Here is a 22,676-nt window from a genome sequence, read left to right as displayed (position 1 = left end):
GCAACTCACACACGCGAGAGTTCGACCAGGATGATCGAGCTGAATCCGATAAGGCCCAGGCGCAAGAGCCGGTGCTGGTCATCAGGGCGCGACCGCAAGCGGAGTGCCGCGGTCCAGCCGGCGAAAATCAGGGTGTACAGTAGGGTTCGCCAGTAGGCGAAATAGGGCGTACGCCCCTGTGCTTCCTCGAACCAATCCAGCTGGGGGCCGCTCAGTTGCAGCGCTACCCAGGCAATCAGCAACATGACCATCACGACGCCGAGGATCAGCAGGCCCCGAACGACCGAGCTCCTCACAGAAAACGGCATCATGGCGTGCTCCTTCCCTGATCCGCTCGCTGCAGGCGGTCTGGGCGTGGATCGCGCTGGTCGATATTGCGTGAGGCATCGGCGCCGCCGGCGTGACGATCGAGGACCAGACTGGCGGTATTGGTGGCCAGCGCTTGGCGCACCTGCAACTCGGTTTGCAGCAGGCGGATCTCGCGCTCCAGCGTTTCGACGTTGCTGTTGAGGGCGGTAGTGGCGGGCTGCGCCGACGCCACATTGGGTTCATGGCTGCCGGCCAGCAACGTGCGCTGCAGCAGCATTGCCTTGTAGATCACGCTCGACAACGCGGTCTCGCTGGCCAAACGTCGGGCCAGTAGGTTCTGGTCGGGGTCATCGCGCAGGCCTTCGATGACGCCGCGTGAGACCTGCAGCAACGGGCTGGAGACTTTGCCCAAGTTCTCTGGGGTGGGTTCCTCAGCGCCTGACAACATGCGCTGCAAGCCCTCAAGGTGCTGGGTGTAGGTTTCCTGAATCAGTGGCGTAAGACCGGCGCCCGCGCTCACGCGCAGCGTCTCGCAATCGTTACAGGTCTTTACCTCGGTTTCGCCGAGCACTCGAGTGGCCCACTCAGCAGCCTCGTCGGGGCTCGACCAAGCCTGGCAAATCGCGCCATTCTGACAACTTGAGCCGACGGTCGAGGTGTCTTCGACCGAGCGGTTGTGCAGCAGGTTGTAACCCGTCTTGACCACGTCCGAGGTCACCCGGATCGGCGCCTGGCCATGGCCGCCGGCTTTCTGCCCGCCAATCCAGCTGACGCCGTTGTTGCCGTTGTTGGACTCGGTGTCCTTTACCGCCGTAACGGCATCACCGTCGGACTGCTCCAGGTTGTGCTGCATTTCCTGGTTCTGCGCCAGTGCCCCCCAACCGGCCTGATCCACCTTGTCGGCCATCTTCGCCGCCATCGCCTGGCAGGTGAGCTTCGAACGGTCAAAGTCGATGCGCCCCTGCAGCACGCCGTTGCTCAGCAGCTCGTACAGCCCGGGGTTGGCGCGCTGGATGATCATTGCCGGCAGCGACATGACCGCTTGTGTGGCGTTCTGGATGACGTTCCCCATGATTTGCTGGAAACCCTGGGTGGCGCCATTGAGCTGGTTCTGCAGAGTGTTCGAGAGGCTCATGTTTCCGCACATCATGTTGGCCCGCCAGGACATGCCGACGCCGAGGCCATTGGGGCGGTAGAGCGAGGAGGGCGCACCGGCAGCTGAGCCGCCACCGATGGTGTACATCACGCGGTCATCTAGGACCGGAGCCTGGGCACCAAGGTGGTAGCCGTTCTCTGCAGCATGGCCTGCAGCACAAACTAGGAAGCACACCAACCCGAGCGCGAGGTTGTTCATCATTGGCCTCCATCAAAGTCGATGCTGAACAGAAACGTCTGGCCCATACGCTGGCAGCAGCGGTAGGGCCGCCACAGCGACCAGGCGTAGGCGCCGTCGGCGCTCTGGATCGTTGGGCTAGGGAAGATGGCGCAGGTGTTCTGGATCACCGGGACCAGCAACTGCCAGCGGTGGTTCTTGACGTTGTTCTCCATCACCGGCTGCGGCGGCCAGTAGCCAGGAGCCGACATCGGCTGCAGCGGCAGATAAACGTGCGGCTGGCCGACGCGGGTAATGAAGTCGCTGGCGCGCTGGGCCATCACGGCAGCTGCCTTGAAGTCATCGGGCTGCACCAGAAAACCGTGGCGCGGATACACGCTGCCCCACATGTCCCCGAGTGCCTGGTTGCCGATCTCGCGCATTCCCGGAACCAGCGCCTGCGGGTATACGGATTCGGGAACGGCCTGGCGCCAAGCCAGCGGGTCGAGCGTGCTGAGGTAGTAGGGCGCAAAGGGCACGGCTCCGCTTGGGCAGGCATAACCGAATGTATGCGCGAAAGCTGTGAGGGCTGCACCGCCGGGATGGCCAATGCCGTCGACATTCTTGAACCTGGGCAGGTTGTCGCGCTGCGGCGAGGGCGTAATCAGGTTGCCACCCCCTTGCGAGGCCGGCGTCGGTGCCGACAGCCCTGACATTTCGCTCCAAGGATTGGCGCCGGTATCGGCATAGCTCGACACTACCAGCTCGGGAATGAAGTGACGGATCTTCGGTGAGATACGCACGGTGCAGCCGAACGGCGTGCAGAGCAGCCAGTAGCAGATTCCGACGACTCGGTACTCCAGGCACTGCAGCGACCCGACGGAGGCGATAAGGGTAGGCGTGGTCAATGCCATGCACTGCTCGGCGGCGACCAGCAGAGCTGCCGCGGTGAAGGCTCGACCACGGCGAGCCGTTCTGGGTTTCGGCGCTTTGCTTCGGGTGACGGCGGTGACGTTCATGGGCAACGCTCGGCAGGTGGCAGCGGTGTGCATCCGTGCGCCAAGTTTCAGCATCCCGGATCCGGTGCTGGAGGAGGGCGGACAAACCGAGTCCGGGGTGATCGGTTTCGTCGGGCGCTCGATTTAGCGGCGCGAGATGAGCAAACTGCCATATGAGTACAAATGTGCTCTTTCCGATTTTTACTGAGCAGAACGGCTCGGATAGCGCTGACGGTGTCGTTCACGAGATGCCGCGCAGGCGATCAATCTCCGCCGCGACCTGCAGGGCGGCTTCCAGCTCGGACTGCTGGTGCTCTTCCATCAACCGCCAGCGCTGAGCTTTTTCCTCGGGCTCGGTCATGGCCAACGCGAGGTACAGGCTCGGTGGCACCGCCCGGAATAGCGTCTCCAGGTTCTTCGACAGGACCACGCCCTCGGTGTACTTGCCCGAGGCCTTGCTTGCGGAGAGCAGCAGCGCTTTCTGCGCCGGCGTGAGTTTCTTGAAGCGGGCTATTTCCTCGATTTCCGCTGGCGGCATATTCAAGCAGATCCACCATTCGATCATGTTGAGCATGGTCTGCGCCGCATCGGGCAAGTCGGCCATGTTTTGCGTTGCCAGCCAGAACCAGGCGCCGAGCTTGCGCCACATCTTCGTGCCTTTGACCACGAAGGGCGCCAACAGCGGGTTCTTAGTGATGATGTGGCCTTCGTCGGTGACCATGATGATCGGACGGCCGAGGTACTGATCGCGCTCGGCGATGTTGTTCACTGTGTTCATCAGGCTGATGTAGCTGATCGACATCTGCGCCTCGTATCCCTCACGGGCGTACGTGGCGAGGTCGACGATCGTCACGTCGCTCTCCGGCCAGGGTGTGCCGGGCCGGTCGAACAGTGCACCTTCGAAACCCTGGCAGAACAGGTCGATGGACTCGGCCATCTCCTGCGCACGCTCACGGCGTTTGTCGGGCAGGTGGGTGTCGCTGGCGACCTTACGCAGGGCATCGCGAACATGCCGGGTCAGCACCTGCTGCTCAGTCGTCGCGCAGTAACGGGCGGTATCCAGGATACACTCGCGGATCAGGCTGCGGTCCGCCCGGGTCAGGCGCGCCTCTTCTTTGGCTTCGCCGCCGGTGATCATCAGCCGTGCGGTGATCTCCAGCTCGCCCAACACATCGCGCTGCTCGTCACTGTCCGGGGCGGCCTCATCCAGGTCTTCAGTCGACAGACTGGCGACCTGGTCCGGATGGTCGATCAGTCGCCGGGCATGGGCGAACGGCGCCAGGCTTACGTCACTGCCCGGTTTGAGCTGAACCTTGTTGACGGTTAGGCCGAGGGTGGCGAAATAGTCACCCTGTAGTCCAAAGGAGTTGCCCGCCTCGACGATGAACAGCCGCGGCCGGTACACGGCCATGACCTGCATCAGGATCGAGACCAGGGTGGCCGACTTGCCGGCGCCGGTCGGGCCGAATAACAGCAGGTGTCCATTCATCGAGCGGTCAAAGCGCGACAGCGGGTCGAATGACAGCGGCGCGCCACCGCGGTTGAAGAAGGTGATACCCGGGTTGCCGGTACCGATGCTGCGCCCCCAGAGCGGCAGCAGGTTGGCGACGTGCTGAGCAAACAGCAGCCGGGTGTACCAATTGCGTGGGTCCCGCACCGGGTTGTAGACCATCGGCAACCAGCGCAGGTAGCTGTTGCAGGCGGCCACTTCATCGCCCTCGCGCACCGGTTGTAGGCCGGCGCCGAGCAATACGTTGGCAGCTTGGACCGAACGCTGGCGCAGCTGCTGCTCATCGGCGCCGCGCAGGTACAGCGCCAACGTGCCACGGTACAGCTTGTGCTGGCGACCAATCAGCGCACGGGCTTCTTCCACGTCCTGGCGGGTCTGGGTCGAGGCGAGGTTCTCGCCGATGGCTTTGCGCGCCAGGCGATTGAGTTGCTCCTCGAGCACATCCTGGGGCGTGATCACCAGAGTCAGGCTCATCACCGCCTGCTCGGGCAATTGATCGAACAAGGCGTTCAACGCCTCACCTTTGCGCGTCTCACCGGTCAGTTGGCCGATATGCGGCGGTCTGCGCAGCTTGTCGACCACCATCACGGTGTGGGGCTGCTGATCGAAGTACCACAGACCCTGCTCGCTATCGGAGCGCGGTTCCTGGAAGAACAGCCGCTCGGCGAAGTCGTGGTCGAACGGCAACGGCAGCTCCTCGCTGCCCTCCGTCTCCGGGTAGGGCACACGTCGATAGAACGCGGCAGGCGTTTCGTCGGTGAGGGCAGGGGCCGGGTTGAACCAGGGCAGCAACCAGGCGTAGAAATCGTGCCCGGTCAGCCGGTGAGGGCTGACTCCGCAGGCCTGCAGCGAGGCCACCAGACGATCGCAGGTGCGGCTCAACAGCTGGACCGGGTTCTGCCCATCCTCGTCGGCCTGCTCCCCGAGCCAGCGGTAGACCACCAGGCGAATCCGCCGATTGCTGCCGCGCCAGGGGAGGTGAGACACGACATGGTCGTCGAACAACCCGCCCGGCTTGCCGACGGCGTCGAGGTGGCGTTGCATCGACGTGAGGAAGGCCTCGGTGAACGGCGTACCTCGCGCGCGCGGCGCGATATAGCGTTCCAGGCGTTCAAGGTACGGGGCAAAGTCACTGTCGTCCTGGCAGAAGAACTGCACCACCCAGGGCGCCTGGTCGAACTCGTCGAAGCTGTCCTGCAGCGCATCTTCCAGGGCGTCGCGCGCAGCCATCAACCATTCGGGCTCACGACCCTCGGTACCGATCGGCTGCAGCTCGAACACTGCGCCCACGGAACGGTTGTCGTCGAGCAGAATGGACTGCTCCTCTTCCAGATACTCGACCCAGGGCAGGTGGTCGGCGAAGCTGGGGTTGTGCGCGTACTGGGCGGCTTCGTCGGCCAGGGTGGCGCGACGGCGCTGTGCCGCGCGCCAGGGCTCCCAGCGGGACGGATCGCGACTCGCGTCATCAGCCATCACAGATCGTCCAGGCGCTCGCCGGGCAGCGCGTACTGGACCTTCTCGTACAACGGGAACACGGTCGAATAGCCAGGCACCGGCGTCTGTTGGGTACCGGCCAGATGCGGGTAAACGTACATGACCAGGTCTGGATTGGGCAGGCGTGGGAACTGGGTACGGATCTCGTTGGCGGCGGTGCGCGTGTAGGCGCTCTGGGCGTTGATCAGGCGCTCGGGATCCAGCACCGGCCGACGCAGTTCGCCGCGGGCCTCCCGCAGCTGTTGCTGAGTACCGACCGAGCCACCGCCGTTCCAGATATCAAGCATGGTGTGATCGCCGTGGGGCAGCATTTCCTCCTTGCTGGTGGAGCAGCCGGCCAGGTGCAGGCCGAGCAGCAGGCTAATCCAGATCCAGTACCGAGACGGATGGGCTTTCATGGTTCACTCTCCGGCCTTTGGGTTCGTAGTCGATGCTGATTTCGTGGTCCAGGTGCAGGGCCACTTTCGCCCCGGGCGGCACGTAGATGGCGGCGAAGGCTTCACCGTAGAGCTTGTTGATCCACTCACGGATGTCGCCAATGCCCCCGCTTATCACCGAGTTCAGCGCGCTGTTACCGCTGTTCTGGGACAGGCCCAGGCTGCCGCTGGCCGAATTGATGAATGAGGTGTTGGTTTGCTCGCTGCCCAGGGCTGCAGCGAAGCCGGCGCCGGCTGCGGTGATCAGGCTCTGGCTGCCCAGATACTGCTGGGCGTTGGAGCGGCGCTCGCCAGAAATGCACGGAATGCCGTAAGGGTCGGAGATGTAGCCCAGGCCGCCGCGGATCTTCTCGGTGTCCGAGGTTTGAGTACTGCTGCGATTGCGGCTGACGACCTTCTGCGGCTGTGGCACCGTGCGCACGGTACCGTCGCTGAAGACAAAGGTGATCGACTCGACCTGGCCGCGCACGCAGGACAACGTCCAGTCACCGGCGGCGGTGCCGCTCATGACCGCGCCGACCACGTCCGGCAGGTCGATGCCGTTGGCAGTGAGGTTGTCTGGCCCCACCAGCACCTTGAACGGATAGGGATCGTTCACGGTGCCGTCCACCGGCACCCGGCCAATGAGCGCGGTCATGGCGATCGAGCCCATCAGCGTCGAATTCTCGGGGATGGTGTAGACGGGGCGGGCGCCTTCGGTACGGTCCCGGGCGTTTTCCGAGTCACGCTCGCCTTTGGCGACAGCACGCAAGCGGTCCTGGCCACGGTCGATGGCGTTGTCGTCCAGACCGTGCAGGTCCTTGAACTTTGAGGTCAACGACGACAGCGGACCATCAGCTTTGCCGGTGTCCTCTTGCCCGGCGCGTGCATTCGACGGTTCGATCCACTGCACCGCATCTGCCGGTGCCTGAGGCCCTGCAAACTGCTGCTCGTCGCCTGGCTCAAGACCGAAGCCCACGGGAACATCTGACTTCGCGGCTGGCTTGCCGGTAAGTTGGTCCTTGAGCCTGGAGAGCAGCCCCTGGGTCTCGCGGTGCTGCTGCTCGGCCTTCTGCCGGGCATCGTTGGCCTGCTGGCGCTGCTCGGTGACCTGTTGGGTGACACTGCTCAGCGTGCTCTGGATGCGCGTGTCGATGTTGCCTTCGCGTGTGCGCAACCGGTAGTTCTCGGTCTGCAGCGCATCGTTGCCTTTCTTCAGCGTCTGCATCTCGCTGCGCATCGCTTTGACCTGACCGATCAGCGTGGCCACGGTGTCGCGCGGGGTGTCGCCGGCGATGCCCAAGGCTTTGGCCTGCTCGGCAGTTAGTGTGGCCTTGTCCGGATCGTGAGTGCGCTGGCCATCTGGAGCGGCCACCCAGGATTTGATGATGATCAGCACGATGCCCAGCAGGACCCCGGGTACCAACCACTTCAGCAGGCTGTTAGCTTTCATGATCGGCAGCCTCCGGCGTTGGCGGAGGCAACAGCAGCGCATGCTTCAGGTCACCGCCACGGGTGACGAGATACGCCACGGTGGTATCTTCGGGCGTACCGGTGAAACCTAAGTCCGAGTGCTGGAATGTTGCGGCGAACAGCGTGGCCTGCAGGTGGCGCGGGTCCAGTACTACCTTGCCGGGACCGCGATTCACGATCTTCACTGCGGTCACCCAGTAATCGCCCAGCCGCCAGGCGGCGAGTGCCTTGATCGAAACCCGCTCGGTGGGCAGCAACGAGCTGAACGCAACAGAGTCGCTCAGCGGCACCCGTCGCACACCGGGCAGTGGGGCCACGGTACGCAGGGGCGCATAGAGGTTCTGCGCCGCATAGCGGGTGAGCACCACCGGTACCGGCGTAGCTGCAGGTGCCGCCTCCTTCGCAGCCTCCACGTCCGGTGCCGAGGCCTGGGCCACAATCTTGACCGGCTCCAGCGCCTCGCTTCCCTCAAGCGCCTCGATGTCGATCAGGATGATGTCGCCTGACTTCACCGATTGCAGCTGCAGCCGGGTAGGGGGAAGGGCTTCCGCGGCTCGCAGATACACGGTGCCGCCGACGGACTGCACACGCAGCTTGCCGGCGATCGTGCCCGGCACCCCCACGCGGACATCCTCATCCAGCATCAGGACCCGCTCCTGGCCCACCGTAAGCGGTACGGCCAGCGGCAAGCGGTCCCAGTATTTGACCTCGACCGCACCGACTGCAGAACACCAGCCTGCGGCAACCGTCAGAATCATGATCAAGACACGCATCATCCCGCACCTCCAGGCAGCGTCAGTTTCTGCGGTGTGCCTTCGTAGCAGTCCAGGGCCAGACCCCACTTGTTGTGCTCGGGGTCGACGTCGAAGCGCACCACCCGTAGCGGGTAGCGCACCACCACGCGTTTCACCGGTTCGGCGGCGTAGTACTCGTCGGCGTTGAGGTCGAGCTTCACCAGCCAGCTGTGCTTATCCAACTGCTTCACCCGCAGGTCGGGGTCGTCGCTGTAGCCGCGGCCCAGCACCTCATATACGCCGCGCACCCGGCCGCGCAGTTCGCCGGCAGCCTTGCGGTACTCGAAGTCGCCGTCAAAGAAGGTTTTGCAAGCCGGGGTCAGGTAGGGCTGCAGGGCAAAGATGGCGTGGTGGTAGTCGACCTCGCCGTCGGTGGGCCAGCGGTTGAGCTGGCCGAAGATGTACAAGGCGAAGGCGTAGATGTTTTCCGGGGGGACATCCCACCACTTGCGCGTACTGCCGGAGCGCAGATCGGGCGGCACGTGAATGGTGAGCTCGGAGGGTGCGGCCTGCCAGCCGTACCACAGCCCGCAGCACAGCAGTGCCAGAATCGAAACGGCCAGACGTAGACTGAAGATATGCGCCTGCTGCGCATCCACCTTGTTGCGGAAGCGGCTCATGGCGTCGCCCTCGCATGTCGACGCGTGCGGCGCACTGTCCAAGGCCCCGAGTGCAGGATCAACTGATGAGTGCCGACACCCCAGTGCACAGCCAGGTGCCACTGCAGACGTCGGTATAGCCAGGTTTCGGGACGAGCACGTTTGGCTCGGCGCAGTAGCTTGCCGCCGCCCAGCAACACCAGCGCCATGCAGATGAACATACAGGTGGGGAGGGTAGCGATGGAGGCGGTGGCCACCGCCAGCGGCGCGCCGAGAATCACACCTAGCCCTGCGCCCATGATCAATGCGACCCACATCTCGTCGTTGGTGAGTCCGCGCAAGACGGCCGGGTCACGATTGAGGCGTTCGGGGAGGAAGCTCAACGTGCCGTCAGGCAGGGTGGCAGGGGCGTCGGACATGGTGACCTCACAGGATCGTTGCGGCTTTCGTGAGGAACCACAGGATCACCACCACCAGCAGCGCGCCGACGCCGACGACGGCGCCCAGGTCCTTCCAGGTCTTGCGCTGGTTCTGCACGTCGGCGTAGACGGTCAGGGAATGCCAGGCTACACCGAGAAAGGCGAGGGTGGCGATCAATAGGCCGAGGAGGATGCCGCCGTCGTAGGCGTAATTTTTGATGGTGTCGATCAGCCCCGAACCTTCGCCACGGGAGGGCGCCTCCATGGTCGGCAGATCAGCCCAAACCAGCGTCGAGCTCAGCAGCCCCAGGCCACCGAACAGGGCTCGGGAACAGGACTCCCGCAACAGAGCGAGCGGGCGATGGCAACGACGGGCGAGGTTCATGGCAAGGTCTCCTGATTACGACAGCATGAAAAACATCAGCACGATAAGGGCGAGGGCCAGGCGCAGCGTGCTGCCGCCGAGCGCACCGAAATTGAGATTGCCGGCCGCCCAGCCGCGGTAGCCGGTCCACAGCGCCCAGGTGCACCAGAGCAATGCGAGCACGAGCACCGATGAGCGCCACATTACCGAACTGAGCTGCGGGGTAAACCCAGCCACGGCCGAGAACGCGCTGAGCTGGGCGTCAGTCATGCTCATGAGAGGGGCTCGACTGGGGCGCTTCGGCACGGTAATCACCGGTCAGCTCGACCAGATCCGCTGGCTGCGCGCGGGAGGGCGACAGGTATCTGTGGATGCCTTGACGCATGCGCTCAAGGTCCGAAGCGAACCTCGGATAGTCGAAGCGATAGCGGGCCCCAGCAGCACCTACTGAGCTGCTACTTTCGCGGTCAGCTAATCGTCCGATGGCCGTGAGCTGGCGTTGCACAAGGTCCAGCGCCAAGCGCTCGCTCACGTCTTGAGCGGCGACACCGAGCGACACCAGACAGAAAAGCAGCAGGGAGGTAGAGGTCGTTTTCATGGTGAAATCCAGCCGTAGATCTGGCTTTCACCCTGAAGAGGTAGAGAATTGTTTGCTTGAGTTAAAGGGATCTGCAAGCCTTCGCTTTAGCACGTAAGAATGCAGCGAGAGCGTATTTTGTCTGTCACGACAGACACTATCGCTCCACTCTGTGTGAAGAGATCGGCGCGCTCTAACTGGTTAGAGCGCGATGAGAATCATGCGCTCCTGCGCGAAATTTGAGTTAGCCGAATAACCTAGACATTACAGATGTCACGTATCCTCGCGTTTTTCAGAGATCCGTTTGGATTGTCACTCAGCGTGGGTCGAAAGCAGACGATTACCGCTGACTGCTTTCGACCATGCTTAGGCGTTTTCCACTAACTAGAGCACCACCACGACGCTTTAAGCTCGCGCAGGCTCCGGCGCAAACGCCTGGCAAATCACCCCCCCCAGCACTAGCGCACCGATGCAGATGCCCAGCGTCGCCTGTACCCCGTGGGTCTCCATTACGATCGGGAGCAGGAAGGTCCCGCCCGCTGCACCCAGCCGGCTCATGGCCACCGAAAAGCCGATCCCCGAAGCACGCAATTCAGTCGGGAACAGCTCTGGCAGGTAGGCATACTCAAGCACCGTACACCCCGACATCACCACCGCGAACGCCGAGAACAACACCACCGCCAGCATTGGCGGCATGCCCGCCCACAGGGTCAGCACCAGCAGCACGGCGGCACAGAAGTAGAAGCTGCCGATCAGGAAGGCACGACGGCTGATCTTGTCGACGATCCAGAACCCGGCCAGGATGCCGACGAACAGGAAGATGTTGTAGATGATCGAGCCCGCCTCGGTGTTCTCCACGTTGATCGCTTCCAGCACCCGCGGAATGAACGTGCCCAACGCAAAGAAAGGTATCACCTGGCAGAAGTAGAACGCCGCGCCCACAAAGGCATTCTTGCGCCAGGTGCGGCTGAACAACTGTGCCCAGCCGGCGTTCTTTTGTACGGAGCTTTCCACCGGCAAGGCAATATCGGCGCCCATGTGCTGTTCGACGATGGCCTGCGCTTCCGGCCGACGGCCCTTGGAGATCAGCCACAGCGGCGACTCAGGCGTGCCCATGCGGATAAGCAGGGTGATCACCGCCGGAATGAAGCTGCTGGCCAGGGCCCAGCGCCACGCGCCTTCCCCCATATTCTCGATCAGCACACCGGCAAAGTAGGCGAACACGAAGCCCGCCACCCAGGCGATCATCACGGCGCTCATGATGCGGCCGCGATGGCGCTTGGGTGCCAGCTCGCTGACCAGCGAAAGGCTGACCGCGTAGTCGGCGCCAATCGCCAGCCCTAGCGCCAGGCGCAACGCCAGCAACTGCTCAGGAGAAGTGACGAAGAATTGCAGCACCGCAGCAACGGCGAACACCCAGATCGTCAGGTTGTAGATGCCCTTGCGGCCGATACGGTCGACCACCGAGCCGGCCAGCAAGCTGCCAAACAGAATACCGAGCAGGGAGCCAGCGGCAATCAGGCCTGTCCAGAAATTGTTCAGGTGCAGGTCACCGGCGGCCATGCTTAGGGCGATGCCGATCATGCCGATGATGAAACCATCGGTGAACTGGCCGCCCATGCCGCCGGCAATCGCCTTGACGTGTACGCGCCGTAGCGGCGCGTCATCGAAGGGGATCGAACCGGGTGTAACGGATTCCGAGTATCCAGTAGCGACTGTACTCATGGTGTGCCTCGCTGTTTTTATAGTTGGCGTCGGGTTAAAGGGTGTGGATCGGTTATTCAGGGCTGAGCGAATCCGTCGCCCGATCAGAAGGCCGGCCTGGCAGGTGGTCGTGGTGCGAGTAAGTGGGGGCTATCTAGTCGGCATCCGGCCCCCAGGTGTCTGAGAGCACGTAGCCGCTGGCGTAGGGGTCTGTGGTATCTGCCCAGTATTTCTCGTGGGAGTAGAGCCAGGCCCTGCCGCTGATTTCATGGGTGATGTTGCCGCTGAGGGGTTCGGCCTCCTCGACGATCCGGCACTCGAACGTGCTGCCGATCAGGCTGTGGAAGGTCACGGGCTGGTTCAGTGCCACCAGGCCACGTCGGTGCAGGGTCGCCAGCCGTGCACCGCTGCCGGTGCCGCAAGGTGAGCGGTCGACGCGGCCGGGATGGATGATGTTGCAGTTCAGCCGTTTGCCGTCCTCGTTGTCGGTGAACATCACGTATTCGATCTTGCAGGTGCCCATTTCCGGGCGCTGCGCGAGGTGAATCTGCTCCCGGGCGGCTTGCTTGATGACGGCGGCTAGTTCAACCAGCCGTCGCGCCGCCTGCTTCACCAGGCGCACGCCTAGTTGCTCGGCCTCGACCAGCACAAAGAAGCAGCCGCCATAGGCCACATCCACGTTCAGTTGCCCAAGGCCGGGCACCTCCAGTGGGTGGTCCAGGTGCTCGACGAAGCTGGGCGCCATCTTCACCGTTACCCGTTCACACTTGCCGGCGCGGCACTCGGCCCGCGCCTCCACCCGCCCGGCCGGGGTCTCGATCACCACCGTGGTAAGCGGTTCGTGCATGACGATCGTGCCCATTTCCAGGGCGGCGGTGGCCACGCAGATGCAGTTGGAACCAGACAGTGCGTGGGCGCCGTCGGGCTGCAAGGGGATGAACGCGATGTCCGCCGAAGCATCCACCGGTGCAAGCAGCAGGTTCACGGTCATGTTGGCCGAACCGCGAGGTTCGAAGAGGCAGCGCCGGATCAGGCTGTCATCCACGTGATTGAGGTAATCCATCTTTTCGCGAAGATTGTGTCCGGGGATGGCGGGTGCACCCTTGATCAGCACCCGGCCAATTTCACCTTCGGCGTGTACGCCCGCCAGTTCAATGATGTCCATGTTTCAGGCTCCCAGGTTCTTGACAGCGACCAGGCGCAGCGCTGAGGGCGTGGTCGCGCAACCGCCGCGCGCCGTGCAGCGCAAATCGGGGTGCATCATGTTGCCTACCTTCACGGTCTGCTCGACCAGTTCATCGAAGGGAATGACTGCATCGAAACCGCCCAGTGCCGCAGTACTGGCGCTCCACGCATGGCCTACGCCGGCGATGTTGCGGGCGTGACAGGGGATCTCCACTTCGCCACCCACCGGGTCGCAGATCAGGCCCAAGGTGTTCATCAGGCAGATGGACGCGGCGGCGAGGATCTGCGCCGGCGTACCGCCGAAGTAGTGAGTGATGCCGGCCGCCGCCATGGCTGCCGAGGTGCCGGTTTCCACCGAGCAGCCGCCCGTTTCTGCGGCGTATGAGCCACGCACCGCGAACAGTGCGCCAATCAGCGCCATCACTTTCAGGCTGTCGCTCAAGGCATGCTCGCTGGCGCCGAGTACACGCAGTGCGTGCAGGCAACCGGGCACGATGCCGGCGCTGCCTGCCGTGGGCGCCGCGCACACCACGCCGCGGCTGGTGGTTTCTTCCATGGCGGCCAATGCGCCGGCGATAGCTGTCTTGAGGAAGCTGGTTTCCAGTGGCTCCGGCAGCGGGGTATGGGAAAACCGACGGGCCGTAGGGCGCAGGTACTTCATGCCGGCGCTGTCTTCCTTAGCCAGACCGGCCTCCACCGAGGCGGCCATCAACTGCACGCGTTCATCGAAGCGCTGCTGGACGGCTGCCAGGTCCAGCCCGAGCCGGGCGCATTCGTAAGCCATCGCAAAATCGGCCAAGTCGGCGTCCGCAGCTACACGTTGCAGCAGTTCGCTGGCGCCCAGCAGGGTACGTTCGCGGTTGTGCACCACTTCCTGGGTGGGGCTGGCCAGGCGCACCCTGCGCAGGCCAGCCAGCCCGCGCAGGTCGGCGAGCATCCGGACCGATGGCGCGACGGTGAGGGCGTAGAGCGTCATGCCATTGAGCGCGTGTTGCTCCGCAACCTGCGCGCCTTCAAGGTAGGGCAACAGGTCGCCTGTTGCCGCAACTTCGTGTTCGGCAATCAACGTGTACGCGGCGCCGTCCACATTGATGTGCTGGCCATTGAGGTGGGTAACCAGAAATGTGCCGCCGCCGAGCGACACGCCCTCGAACACATCGGTGCGTTCCTGGGCATGGATGCCAGTGACGCATACATGCAGATCGACCCGGTTCGGATGGTCGTTACGATCCAGCGGCCCGATGCGGATAGCGAACTCGAAGTCTTCCCCTCGGCAAGCGCGTTGCAAGGCCTGCCTGTACGCTTCGGAGGTGATCGCCACGCCCGCCAGCCCGGCCGCAAAGCCTTCATCGCTGCCCTGGTTGCTGTATACCTCGGCGAACGAGCCAGAAGGGTCGAAACGGATGACCACCGATTTCAACCGCTCCCCAGGGCCGAGCGCCAGTTCCCGCACGGTTCGGCCGATCATGTAGGGTGCGGCAGAATGAGAGCTGGAGGGGCCACGCATCACGGGGCCGATGACGGTATTGAGCAGGCTGATGTCTTGGGTCATGAACGCTTCCACGGGTGCGGTCTTGGAGTTATGGCCGGGCTCAGGCTTGCCCGTTGAAAAATCATAGGGGGGAAGGTTGCGGCAGAATGAGTACATAGCCGACATCAGCAGGTATTATCCGGACATCAGGTGTGAGGATGCTGACGATGGACACCCCCAAGGTGAATTTCCCCTCTCCGGTGGACGATCATCTGCCGAGCGTGAGCGTGCCTGGCCTGTCGGTGGGGTTTGTGCTGTTGCCGGGTTTTACCCTGATGGCGTTTTCCGGCTTCGTCGAGGTATTGCGGCACGCGGCCGACAAAGGCGACAAAAGTGATCAGGTACTGTGCCGCTGGAGGCTGATGGCTGCCGACCGGTCGATGCTCAAGGCCAGTTGCGGGCTGGAGGTACGGCCGGAGGCCGCGCTGGAGGACCCAGCGCAGTTCGACTACATCGTGGTAGTGGGCGGGCGAGTGCCGCGGCCTCTGGACTATGATCGCCGGGTGCTGGAGTACTTGCGCGCAGCCCAGGCGAGCGGAGCGGTGCTGGTGGGGGCCTGCACCGGTTCCTTTGCATTGGCAAAGGCGGGGTTGATGGACGCCGTGCACACCAGCGTTCACTGGTATCACTACAGCGAATTCCAGGAGTACTTCCCCTGCTCGATCCCCGTGACCGATGAGATATTCATCGTCGACAAAGGCATCATCACCTGCGCGGGTGGCACATCGACAATGGATCTGGCTCTTTATCTGGTCAGCCGGCATTGCGGCGTTGACCGCGCGACGAAGAGCCTGAGGCACCTGATCTCGGACCAGATGCGCGGGGCCAACCATCCGCAGATCCCCTTGCTGCATTCGGACTCGAAGGCCTTTGCGCTAGACGGTAAGGTGCGCAGGGCAGTGTTCCTGATGCATCAACATATCCGTGCGCCACTGTCGATTGCGGAAATTGCCGAGAAAGCGAACATCGGTGAGCGGCAACTATCGCGTCTGTTCACCAAGCACCTTGGAGTGACACCTTCGGAATATTACCGGCGAGTCAGGCTGGAGCAGGGATGCTGGTTGCTGGAAAGCACGGCGAACCCGGTGACGCAGGTGGCGTATGAGACCGGGTTTACTGACTTGTCACATTTCAATCGGCAGTTCTCTCAAGCGTATGGGATGCTGCCCTCGCAGTGGCGGGACCAGGTGCGTGCTCCGTTGTAGCGAGCTGACAATCCCCGGCGCAGCATAGATACCCTTTTAGGCGGCAAAGGAAATGTCTTTTGTTGTAAGCGCGGGCGGGCATCCAGGCTTGGAAGGAAAGGCCAGGTTCATGCGTTGCCAGGATGAATGGAGAGGCTGCTTTCGATTCATAGCATTGCGTCCCAATGGCAGCTTTGGGTCCAGGCTGTGTGAAAACTCGCGGAATGCGTTGAAGGTCGTGGCTATCTAGGGGCGCTTGCAAAACTGGCAGGAAATTGCCTGGATTAGCTTAGTTGGCCTCGCAAGGGTGCATCTGGCCGGTATGAGTCCTTCGTGGAGACTTTGGGGCCCCTAACTGGCGGCTCAGTAGGCCATTTCACCTTTTGAGCGCTTCGAGCAGCCCCCTGATGCCCAAGATGCTCATCATTCGCTTGAGGTTGTAAGCGAGCACATGGAGGCTCATTTCAGTACTGACCCTTGGCAGGGTCCTGGTCAGGAAGTGGGTCGCCCCCATCCAGTACTTGAGCGTTCCAAATGGATGCTCAACGGTTTGACGGCGCACCTTCATTTTCCCAGGATCGTGCTCCAGTTGAACCTGCATCGAGTCGAGGGTCGCTTCATGTTCCCAGCGTTTCAACCGCCGCTCCTTGCCCGTCGTACATTGCTTGTGCATTGCGCAGGACTGGCAGCCCGAGAACCAATAAACATGCATCAGCATCCCGTCTTCCCAAGTTGAGTAACGCTTGGTCAGTAATTGCTCCGCAGGGCATCGATACTCATCCGATGCCGAGACGTACAGGAAATCCTGCTTGCCAAATCGACCTTCGGCTTTGCTGCTAGAGGTCAGTGGTTTAGGTACGAAGGGCGAGATTCCAGCTTGCTCACATGCAACGATTTCCGTGCCTGTGTAGTAGCCCCGGTCGGCAACGACATTCAGCGATTCAGTACCGATTTGGTCACGCGCTTGCTTCGCCATGTTGCTCAACTGGCCGCGATCATGACCGACATTCGTCACCTCATGTGCAACGATCAGATGGTGCTGATCGTCAACGGCCGTCTGCACGTTATAGCCAACGGTGCCACTGCCCCGACCACCAACTGACATGGAGCGAGCATCGGGATCTGTGAGAGAAATTTGTTTGTCTGGGGTTTGAAGTAGCTGCGTTTCAATGTCTTTGAGCTTCTGCATCTGCTGTTTCAGCGTTTCGATCTTCTCTTTCAGTCGCTCGGCCTTGGCCACAGCTACCTCCGGCATTGCCCGGTCCGCCGAATCCATCGCTGTCAGATAGCGCTCAATGCTCTGCTCGACTTGCTGCATACGGGCCTTCACCTTGGCCTGGGTGAAGTTACGGTCGCGATTGTTCACGGCTTTGAACTTGCTGCCGTCGATGGCAATGATTGAGTCAGAGAACAGGTTGAGGTTGCGACAGAGGATCACGAACTGACGGCAGACACTGCGAATGGCTTTACCGTTGTCCTTGCGAAAGTCGGCGATGGTTTTGAAATCTGGAGCCAGACGCCCCGTAAGCCACATCAACTCGACATTGCGTTCAGCTTCACGCTCGAGCCGGCGGCTGGACTGAATGCGGTTTAGGTAGCCGTAGATGTAGATCTTCAGCAGGACCGCTGGATGGTAGGCCGGGCGACCTGTTGCTGCCGGATCGACGCCTGCGAAACCGAGCGCGCTCAGGTCGAGTTCATCGACAAAGACATCGACCACTCGCACTGGGTTTTCATCGGTGATGTAGTCATCTAGGCACTCTGGCAGCAATGTGACCTGCGTCCGAGCCTCACCTTCGATGAACCGCTTCATGATTGTCCCCGCCACGATCACGACGGTCAGAAGGTTAGACAACTGCGGGCGTTTTCACACAGCCTGGGTCGAAAGCAGCCGGTCGTGAGTGACCGCTATCGACCCAAAGCCGCCCGTTGTGGAGGGCGCTAACGGCCAAAATCGGACAGTGATAGAAAAATAAATCTGTCGCCTTTCGATCGTCTTTTTTGGCTGTGGGTTGTAAGCAGTGGCAATTGCGGGCAACGTTGTACCGCTCAGCTATCACGACTTTCAAAATAAGGACGGGTCATGAAACTCAAGGAATGGGCTCAACTCGAGGCCCTTTATAAAATCAGTCGTAAACAACCCAACAAACACATCTTCAAACTCCATAATGCTCGCAAGTTATGGCCAATGTGGTCAGCTGTAGGGTCAACCGCATTGCTTTTTGTGTTCGCAATGTTCGGCATCAAGAACCCTACGCTAATTCCTTACACCTACATGGCACTGGCTCCTTGGGCTCTTCTACTCTATGTCACGCGCCTTAAGGCATTGCGCATAGTTTACCCGAAGCAGTTTGCAGATCACGCGATTGACCAGCAGCCGAGCCTTGAGCGGGAAAACACCCTTTGTTATGCCTTCTTTCTGGAGGGATTGCACAAGGAGGGCTACACGGTAGAGAAACTACGCGAGTTGTCAGCTTATGCAGGCCTGACCGGAAAACCCGCCAGGCCTGCTTTATCGCAGAACCTGAGTTTCGCCTCTCTGATCGCCCTAATGATCGCGTTGTGCACGGAAATTATTAAAGCCACGCCTTTGTTCACATGGGGCAAGGGCTCGGTGATCGTGGTGCTGGGTATGGGCGCACTGTTCTTGAACTGGCTGGTACTGGACGGTATTCGCAGCGTTTCCTACGAGCGGATGTGCATAAAACGCTATGTCGAAATGGCCGTTTTCGACTTGGGTGAACTTCTTGAGAAGACGGCCGAGGTACCTGTGGTGCAGCAGCTACCGGTGGTGTTGAGCATCGCAGAACGAGACAGTAGCGTCAGCCCTGTCGCTGATTTGTCCTAGCTTTTTGGCTGCGAGGTAGATGCAGCCTTTTCAAGGTATTCAGGTAGAACAGGCAATAAGTAACCTGTGGCGAGCGGGCTGAGGGTGTCAGAAATTTTGTGTTCGGGCATAACATGAGTAAGAGGTGCATGTATGCCAACCAAAAAGAAACCCTTGCGTGACCTGCCCAAAATCCCCAAAGAGCTGCTGGAGCAGTTCGGTGAGGGTCTGATGACCGCAGAGGCTATCGAGGATGCCTCTGCGGCGTTCAAGAAGGCCTTGATCGAGCGCGCTCTGCATGCCGAACTTGGCCACCACCTGGGCTATCCGCCGGGCGCGCAGCGCCCAGAGGATGAAACCAATCAGCGTAACGGCAAGAGTGGCAAGACGGTTTTGACCGGTGATGGCCCGCTGCGGCTGGAAATTCCTCGTGACCGAGACGGCAGTTTTGCGCCCATTCTCATCCCCAAGCATGAGCGGCGGTACACCGGTTTCGATGACAAGATCATCGCCATGTACGCCCGTGGCATGACGGTCAGAGAGATCCGGGCCTTTCTGTCCGAGCAGTATGGAACAGAGGTCTCACCCGACTTCATCAGCTCTGTGACAGACGAGGTCATGGAAGAGATTGGCACGTGGCAACAACGGCCACTGGAGCCGATGTACCCGGTTATTTTCTTCGATGCGCTGCGGGTGAAGATCCGCGAAGAAGGCTTGGTGCGCAACAAGGCCATTTACTTGGCGCTGGGCGTTCTACCCGACGGGACGCGCGATATCTTGGGCATCTGGATCGAGAACACCGAGGGTGCGAAGTTCTGGATGAAGGTCTTCAACGATCTCAAGACACGTGGTGTCGAGGATGTGCTGATTGCCGTGACCGATGGCCTCAAAGGCATGCCAGAGGCTCTCAGCGCCGTGTTTCCAGAGGCGACGCTGCAGACCTGTATCGTGCACCTGATCCGCAACAGCCTGGACTACGCGGCCTGGGACAAGCGCCGGGCACTGGCCAAGGCGCTCAAGCCGATCTACCAGGCCATCAACGCCGAAGCGGCTGAGCAGGCACTCGATGAGTTTGAAAACGGGCCCTGGGGCAAGCAGTATCCAACGGTCGTTGCGGCCTGGAGACGCGCCTGGGATCGAGTGATTCCCTTCTTTGTCTTCCCGCCAGCCATCCGGAAAGTGATCTACACCACCAACGCCATCGAGAGTATCAATGCCCAGCTGCGCAAGATCATTAAGACCCGAGGCCATTTCCCGAACGATGACGCAGCTACCAAGCTGATCTGGCTGGGGCTGCGAAACATCACGGCGAACTGGGGCTCAGCGGCGCATGATTGGAAAAGTGCAATGAATCAATTCGCGATTTTGTACGGAGATCGGTTCATCAGGGCGACTTGGTGAAAGTCAGGGCCTGCCTGACGGCAGGCCGTTACCGGCCCGCACACAAAAAATCTGACACTTCCAGCGGGCTTGTCCCGCGTTTGGTTGCGAAGCAGCCCCAAAACCAGCAGTCGAAGAGTGCCTGACTCACCGTACTCTTTCTTTTGGGGTCGCTTGGCAACCCAACGAAAAGGGGACAGATTTATTTACCGTTCCTCAGTCCGCTTCTGGCAAATTGCTGCCCCTCGTGAAGGGCAGCTTTGGGTCGTAAGTAGCCATCCACGACCGGCAACTTTCGACCCTTATCGGACGTCCAGCGAATGCGTAGCCCTTGCAAGTAGGCAATACGTTCTTTCTACGCGTCGTACCATGGTCACAAACGCCCTGGGCTGTTCGACTTCAGATTCCATTCAGATTCGGTTCCGATAATCCCTCCGTCGAACCCAAACGGGGGGAGTTTCATGACCCAGCCTCACTGGAGCACTCTGCTCCCGCTACCCATTGGTAGCCATGCCGACCATCACGCGCACCTGACGCTTCACATTGCAGGTGATCCGGCACGCGAAGCCTTGCAGCATTTCATCCACCAGTGCTTTGCCACCGTGCATCAGGCAGATGTGCAGCATTACTTGCCAGAACTGCTGGCATTGCATGACAGTCGTGGCCGACTGATTGCTGCCGCCGGCATGCGACCGGCGAGCGACGGTCCTCTGTTCCTCGAGCGATACCTGGATGCGCCTGTAGAGGCGACCATCTCGCAGGTCGCCGGCGTTTCCCTGGACCGGGCATGCATGGTCGAGGTGGGCAACCTGGCGTCATCCAGCGCCGGCAGCGCGCGGATCATGATCATTGCCGTGACGTGGTTGTTGGCCATGCGTGGTCTGGAGTGGGTCGCATTCACGGGTGCGGCGACGCTGATCAACAGCTTCCAGCGGCTGGGGCTGATGCCCACGGTATTGGCGGCGGCCGACCCGGAACGTCTAGAGGGCCAGGTGGATCAGTGGGGTAGCTACTACGATCAACGCCCCCAGGTATTCGCCGGCAACATCGGCTTTGGCTTCGATGCCCTGACCCGCGCGGGTGTGTTTCAGCGCCTTGGGTTTCCCTGTCTAGCCCAGGAGGCCGGTCATGCCGCATGAACCGAGCGCCTTTCGGGCCTTGCTGCTCCAGCATGCCGAGCACAAAGCTGATGCTGTAGCTGTGCAGGGCCCCGTTCAGCGTTATACCTACCGGCAACTCCTCGACGAGGTTGAGTCCCGTATAGCCCGCTTGCAGAGCCAGCCACCGGGCGCGTTCGTGGTGGTACTGGATAACGGTCCTGAAGTGCTGTTCTGGGACCTGGCGGCACTGTTCGCCGAGCGTCCGTGCGTGATCGTACCGTCGTTCTTCAGCGCGGCTCAGTTTCGACATTGCCTGAAGCAGAGTGGTGCGACGATTGTTTTGTGCGAACCACCATGGACGGCCCAGCTCCTTGAGCAAGGCTTTGCCCAGCAGCCAGGGGGCTTCTGGACGCGACCGCACGGCGCCATTGCGATGCCGGCGGGCACGGCAAAGATTACCTACACCTCTGGCAGCACCGGGGCACCAAAGGGCGTGTGCCTGGGAGCAGAGGCCATGTTGCGGGTGGCGCGTGAGTTGGAAGCTGCCAGCCGGCCAGCCGAGCCTCAGCGTTATCTGGCCGTACTGCCTCTGGGCGTCTTGCTGGAGAACCTGGGCGTGTACGCCGCGCTTATGGCGGGTGCCTGCGTCCAGCTCTATCCACAGCAACAACTGGGCATGGGCGGGGCAAGCCAGGTGGATTTCAAGCGCTTGCTGGGGGCCATTGCGCTCAGTGGCGCGCAGAGCCTGATCCTCGTGCCGCAGTTGCTGATGGGGCTGGTCACCGCCGTCGAGCGCGGGCTTATGCGTGTTGGCCCGCTGCGCTTCGTGGCGGTGGGCGGCGCGCGGGTGTCACCCAGCCTGCTGGCCCGGGCCGAGACGGTGGGCTTGCCGGTGTTCGAGGGTTACGGGTTGTCCGAGTGCGCCTCGGTGGTGGCGCTGAACCGGCCAGGGGCCGTGCGCGTTGGCAGCGTCGGCAAGCCGTTGCCCCATGTGCGGGTGCGCATCGCGGGGGATGGCGAGGTGCTGGTGGCCGGCTCGACCTTGTTGGGCTATCTGGAGGACACACCGGTCAGCGACAAGTGGTGGGCAACGGGTGACCTCGGTCACCTCGACGAAGAGGGTTACCTCTACCTCGACGGTCGCAAGAAGCACCAGTTCATCACCAGTTTCGGGCGTAACGTCAACCCGGAATGGGTGGAGTCCGAACTCACCCAGGGCGGTGTGATTGCCCAGGCGTTTGTGCATGGCGAAGGCCTGCCGCGCAACCTGGCACTGCTCTGGCCACTGGACCCCACGGCCACCGACGAGGCCATCGAGCTGGCCGTACAACACTGCAACGCGCAATTGCCCGATTACGCCCAGGTACATACCTGGCGCCGTCTTCCCGCTCCCTTGAGCGAGCGCGACGAAACCCTGACTGCCAACGGCCGCCCGCGACGCGAGGCGATCCTGCAGCGCTATCACGCCCTGTTATCCGACATTTCGCTGTGAGGTTGACC

22 protein-coding genes are annotated in these 22,676 nt (G+C 61.8%); 6 read left to right on the top strand and 16 right to left on the bottom strand.

Annotated elements, in window-relative coordinates:
- Positions 1-5: 5 nt before the first annotated feature.
- From JET17_RS16895 to JET17_RS16885, 3 genes are read right to left on the bottom strand one after another with little or no spacing between them, the layout of a single operon-like run.
- Positions 6-311 (bottom strand): hypothetical protein, encoded by a 306-nt coding sequence (locus JET17_RS16895; protein WP_012315174.1) that lies wholly within the window; start codon positions 309-311, stop codon positions 6-8.
- Entirely contained in the window at positions 308-1,663 is a 1,356-nt protein-coding gene (locus tag JET17_RS16890) for an integrating conjugative element protein (RefSeq protein WP_012315173.1), read from the bottom strand. The genes JET17_RS16895 and JET17_RS16890 overlap by 4 nt, the downstream gene beginning before the upstream one ends.
- Positions 1,663-2,640 (bottom strand): TIGR03756 family integrating conjugative element protein, encoded by a 978-nt coding sequence (locus tag JET17_RS16885; RefSeq protein WP_012315172.1) that lies wholly within the window; start codon positions 2,638-2,640, stop codon positions 1,663-1,665. Before JET17_RS16885 ends, JET17_RS16890 begins: the two co-directional genes overlap by 1 nt.
- Between JET17_RS16885 and JET17_RS27520 the strand changes: the two genes are divergently transcribed.
- A complete protein-coding gene (locus JET17_RS27520) occupies positions 2,639-2,767 on the top strand; it encodes a hypothetical protein (protein WP_256127447.1) in 129 nt (42 codons plus the stop codon). The genes JET17_RS16885 and JET17_RS27520 overlap by 2 nt on opposite strands.
- A 93-nt stretch (positions 2,768-2,860) precedes the next feature.
- Here the strand turns inward: JET17_RS27520 and JET17_RS16880 are convergent, their stop codons facing one another.
- The 12 genes from JET17_RS16880 to JET17_RS16825 all read right to left on the bottom strand — a co-directional run bounded on the left by JET17_RS16880 (position 2,861) and on the right by JET17_RS16825 (position 14,706).
- Positions 2,861-5,602: a conjugative transfer ATPase gene (locus tag JET17_RS16880; protein ID WP_012315171.1), complete on the bottom strand. Its 2,742-nt coding sequence runs from the start codon at positions 5,600-5,602 to the stop codon at positions 2,861-2,863.
- Positions 5,602-6,021, bottom strand: a complete 420-nt coding sequence (locus tag JET17_RS16875) for a TIGR03751 family conjugal transfer lipoprotein (RefSeq protein ID WP_012315170.1) — start codon at positions 6,019-6,021, stop codon at positions 5,602-5,604. The genes JET17_RS16880 and JET17_RS16875 overlap by 1 nt, the downstream gene beginning before the upstream one ends.
- Entirely contained in the window at positions 5,984-7,492 is a 1,509-nt protein-coding gene (locus JET17_RS16870) for a TIGR03752 family integrating conjugative element protein (RefSeq protein WP_012315169.1), read from the bottom strand. Before JET17_RS16870 ends, JET17_RS16875 begins: the two co-directional genes overlap by 38 nt.
- Positions 7,482-8,288 carry a TIGR03749 family integrating conjugative element protein gene (locus tag JET17_RS16865; RefSeq protein ID WP_012315168.1) on the bottom strand — a complete coding sequence of 269 codons (807 nt, stop codon included), beginning with the start codon at positions 8,286-8,288 and terminating at the stop codon, positions 7,482-7,484. The genes JET17_RS16870 and JET17_RS16865 overlap by 11 nt, the downstream gene beginning before the upstream one ends.
- The gene (locus tag JET17_RS16860) at positions 8,285-8,926 is read right to left on the bottom strand and encodes a PFL_4703 family integrating conjugative element protein (RefSeq protein WP_012315167.1); all 642 of its coding nucleotides are present in this window, start codon (positions 8,924-8,926) and stop codon (positions 8,285-8,287) included. Before JET17_RS16860 ends, JET17_RS16865 begins: the two co-directional genes overlap by 4 nt.
- Positions 8,923-9,324, bottom strand: coding sequence for a TIGR03750 family conjugal transfer protein (locus tag JET17_RS16855; protein WP_012315166.1), 402 nt, complete (start codon positions 9,322-9,324; stop codon positions 8,923-8,925). The genes JET17_RS16860 and JET17_RS16855 overlap by 4 nt, the downstream gene beginning before the upstream one ends.
- A 7-nt stretch (positions 9,325-9,331) precedes the next feature.
- A complete protein-coding gene (locus JET17_RS16850; RefSeq protein ID WP_012315165.1) occupies positions 9,332-9,709 on the bottom strand; it encodes a TIGR03745 family integrating conjugative element membrane protein in 378 nt (125 codons plus the stop codon).
- Positions 9,710-9,724: 15 nt separating this feature from the next.
- On the bottom strand, positions 9,725-9,964 hold the full coding sequence (locus JET17_RS16845; RefSeq protein ID WP_012315164.1) for a TIGR03758 family integrating conjugative element protein: 240 nt from the start codon (positions 9,962-9,964) through the stop codon (positions 9,725-9,727).
- Positions 9,951-10,286, bottom strand: coding sequence for an RAQPRD family integrative conjugative element protein (locus JET17_RS16840; RefSeq protein WP_012315163.1), 336 nt, complete (start codon positions 10,284-10,286; stop codon positions 9,951-9,953). Before JET17_RS16840 ends, JET17_RS16845 begins: the two co-directional genes overlap by 14 nt.
- Before the next feature lie 384 nt (positions 10,287-10,670).
- Positions 10,671-11,990: an MFS transporter gene (locus tag JET17_RS16835; protein ID WP_012315162.1), complete on the bottom strand. Its 1,320-nt coding sequence runs from the start codon at positions 11,988-11,990 to the stop codon at positions 10,671-10,673.
- Positions 11,991-12,123: 133 nt separating this feature from the next.
- Positions 12,124-13,134, bottom strand: a complete 1,011-nt coding sequence (locus tag JET17_RS16830; protein ID WP_012315161.1) for a proline racemase family protein — start codon at positions 13,132-13,134, stop codon at positions 12,124-12,126.
- Positions 13,135-13,137: 3 nt separating this feature from the next.
- Positions 13,138-14,706, bottom strand: coding sequence for an L-serine ammonia-lyase, iron-sulfur-dependent, subunit alpha (locus tag JET17_RS16825; RefSeq protein WP_042112058.1), 1,569 nt, complete (start codon positions 14,704-14,706; stop codon positions 13,138-13,140).
- Positions 14,707-14,852: 146 nt separating this feature from the next.
- On the opposite strand from JET17_RS16825, the gene JET17_RS16820 reads away from it, so the two are divergent.
- Positions 14,853-15,890: a GlxA family transcriptional regulator gene (locus tag JET17_RS16820; RefSeq protein ID WP_012315159.1), complete on the top strand. Its 1,038-nt coding sequence runs from the start codon at positions 14,853-14,855 to the stop codon at positions 15,888-15,890.
- A gap of 355 nt (positions 15,891-16,245) precedes the next feature.
- On the opposite strand, the gene JET17_RS16815 is transcribed toward JET17_RS16820, so the two are convergent.
- Positions 16,246-17,682, bottom strand: coding sequence for an IS1182 family transposase (locus tag JET17_RS16815; RefSeq protein ID WP_012315158.1), 1,437 nt, complete (start codon positions 17,680-17,682; stop codon positions 16,246-16,248).
- Positions 17,683-17,952: 270 nt separating this feature from the next.
- Here JET17_RS16815 and JET17_RS16810 point away from each other — a divergent pair, with 270 nt between their 5' ends.
- From JET17_RS16810 to JET17_RS16795, 4 genes are all read left to right on the top strand, one after another.
- On the top strand, positions 17,953-18,717 hold the full coding sequence (locus tag JET17_RS16810) for a hypothetical protein (protein WP_012315157.1): 765 nt from the start codon (positions 17,953-17,955) through the stop codon (positions 18,715-18,717).
- A 132-nt stretch (positions 18,718-18,849) separates the two neighbouring features.
- Entirely contained in the window at positions 18,850-20,097 is a 1,248-nt protein-coding gene (locus JET17_RS16805; protein ID WP_012315156.1) for an IS256 family transposase, read from the top strand.
- A 440-nt stretch (positions 20,098-20,537) separates the two neighbouring features.
- A complete protein-coding gene (locus tag JET17_RS16800; protein ID WP_012315155.1) occupies positions 20,538-21,215 on the top strand; it encodes a thermostable hemolysin in 678 nt (225 codons plus the stop codon).
- Positions 21,205-22,668 carry an AMP-binding protein gene (locus JET17_RS16795; protein WP_012315154.1) on the top strand — a complete coding sequence of 488 codons (1,464 nt, stop codon included), beginning with the start codon at positions 21,205-21,207 and terminating at the stop codon, positions 22,666-22,668. Before JET17_RS16800 ends, JET17_RS16795 begins: the two co-directional genes overlap by 11 nt.
- Positions 22,669-22,676: the final 8 nt, after the last annotated feature.

It is taken from the genome of Pseudomonas putida (genome assembly GCF_016406145.1).
Lineage (GTDB): Bacteria > Pseudomonadota > Gammaproteobacteria > Pseudomonadales > Pseudomonadaceae > Aquipseudomonas > Aquipseudomonas putida_E.
The sequence above is the reverse complement of the archived record's forward strand: the minus strand, read 5'-3'. Positions and strand labels throughout refer to the sequence as shown.

Coding starts and splice junctions, on each gene's coding strand:
- JET17_RS16865 (WP_012315168.1), bottom strand. CDS start 8,288: ATGATGCGTGTCTTGATCATGATTCTGACGGTTGCCGCAGGCTGGTGT.
- JET17_RS16825 (WP_042112058.1), bottom strand. CDS start 14,706: ATGACCCAAGACATCAGCCTGCTCAATACCGTCATCGGCCCCGTGATG.
- JET17_RS16890 (WP_012315173.1), bottom strand. CDS start 1,663: ATGAACAACCTCGCGCTCGGGTTGGTGTGCTTCCTAGTTTGTGCTGCA.
- JET17_RS16895 (WP_012315174.1), bottom strand. CDS start 311: ATGATGCCGTTTTCTGTGAGGAGCTCGGTCGTTCGGGGCCTGCTGATC.
- JET17_RS16860 (WP_012315167.1), bottom strand. CDS start 8,926: ATGAGCCGCTTCCGCAACAAGGTGGATGCGCAGCAGGCGCATATCTTC.
- JET17_RS16830 (WP_012315161.1), bottom strand. CDS start 13,134: ATGGACATCATTGAACTGGCGGGCGTACACGCCGAAGGTGAAATTGGC.
- JET17_RS16885 (WP_012315172.1), bottom strand. CDS start 2,640: ATGAACGTCACCGCCGTCACCCGAAGCAAAGCGCCGAAACCCAGAACG.
- JET17_RS16855 (WP_012315166.1), bottom strand. CDS start 9,324: ATGTCCGACGCCCCTGCCACCCTGCCTGACGGCACGTTGAGCTTCCTC.
- JET17_RS16875 (WP_012315170.1), bottom strand. CDS start 6,021: ATGAAAGCCCATCCGTCTCGGTACTGGATCTGGATTAGCCTGCTGCTC.
- JET17_RS16795 (WP_012315154.1), top strand. CDS start 21,205: ATGCCGCATGAACCGAGCGCCTTTCGGGCCTTGCTGCTCCAGCATGCC.
- JET17_RS16840 (WP_012315163.1), bottom strand. CDS start 10,286: ATGAAAACGACCTCTACCTCCCTGCTGCTTTTCTGTCTGGTGTCGCTC.
- JET17_RS16880 (WP_012315171.1), bottom strand. CDS start 5,602: ATGGCTGATGACGCGAGTCGCGATCCGTCCCGCTGGGAGCCCTGGCGC.
- JET17_RS16805 (WP_012315156.1), top strand. CDS start 18,850: ATGCCAACCAAAAAGAAACCCTTGCGTGACCTGCCCAAAATCCCCAAA.
- JET17_RS16815 (WP_012315158.1), bottom strand. CDS start 17,682: ATGAAGCGGTTCATCGAAGGTGAGGCTCGGACGCAGGTCACATTGCTG.
- JET17_RS16810 (WP_012315157.1), top strand. CDS start 17,953: ATGAAACTCAAGGAATGGGCTCAACTCGAGGCCCTTTATAAAATCAGT.
- JET17_RS16845 (WP_012315164.1), bottom strand. CDS start 9,964: ATGAGCATGACTGACGCCCAGCTCAGCGCGTTCTCGGCCGTGGCTGGG.
- JET17_RS16850 (WP_012315165.1), bottom strand. CDS start 9,709: ATGAACCTCGCCCGTCGTTGCCATCGCCCGCTCGCTCTGTTGCGGGAG.
- JET17_RS16835 (WP_012315162.1), bottom strand. CDS start 11,990: ATGAGTACAGTCGCTACTGGATACTCGGAATCCGTTACACCCGGTTCG.
- JET17_RS16800 (WP_012315155.1), top strand. CDS start 20,538: ATGACCCAGCCTCACTGGAGCACTCTGCTCCCGCTACCCATTGGTAGC.
- JET17_RS16870 (WP_012315169.1), bottom strand. CDS start 7,492: ATGAAAGCTAACAGCCTGCTGAAGTGGTTGGTACCCGGGGTCCTGCTG.
- JET17_RS27520 (WP_256127447.1), top strand. CDS start 2,639: ATGGGCAACGCTCGGCAGGTGGCAGCGGTGTGCATCCGTGCGCCAAGT.
- JET17_RS16820 (WP_012315159.1), top strand. CDS start 14,853: ATGGACACCCCCAAGGTGAATTTCCCCTCTCCGGTGGACGATCATCTG.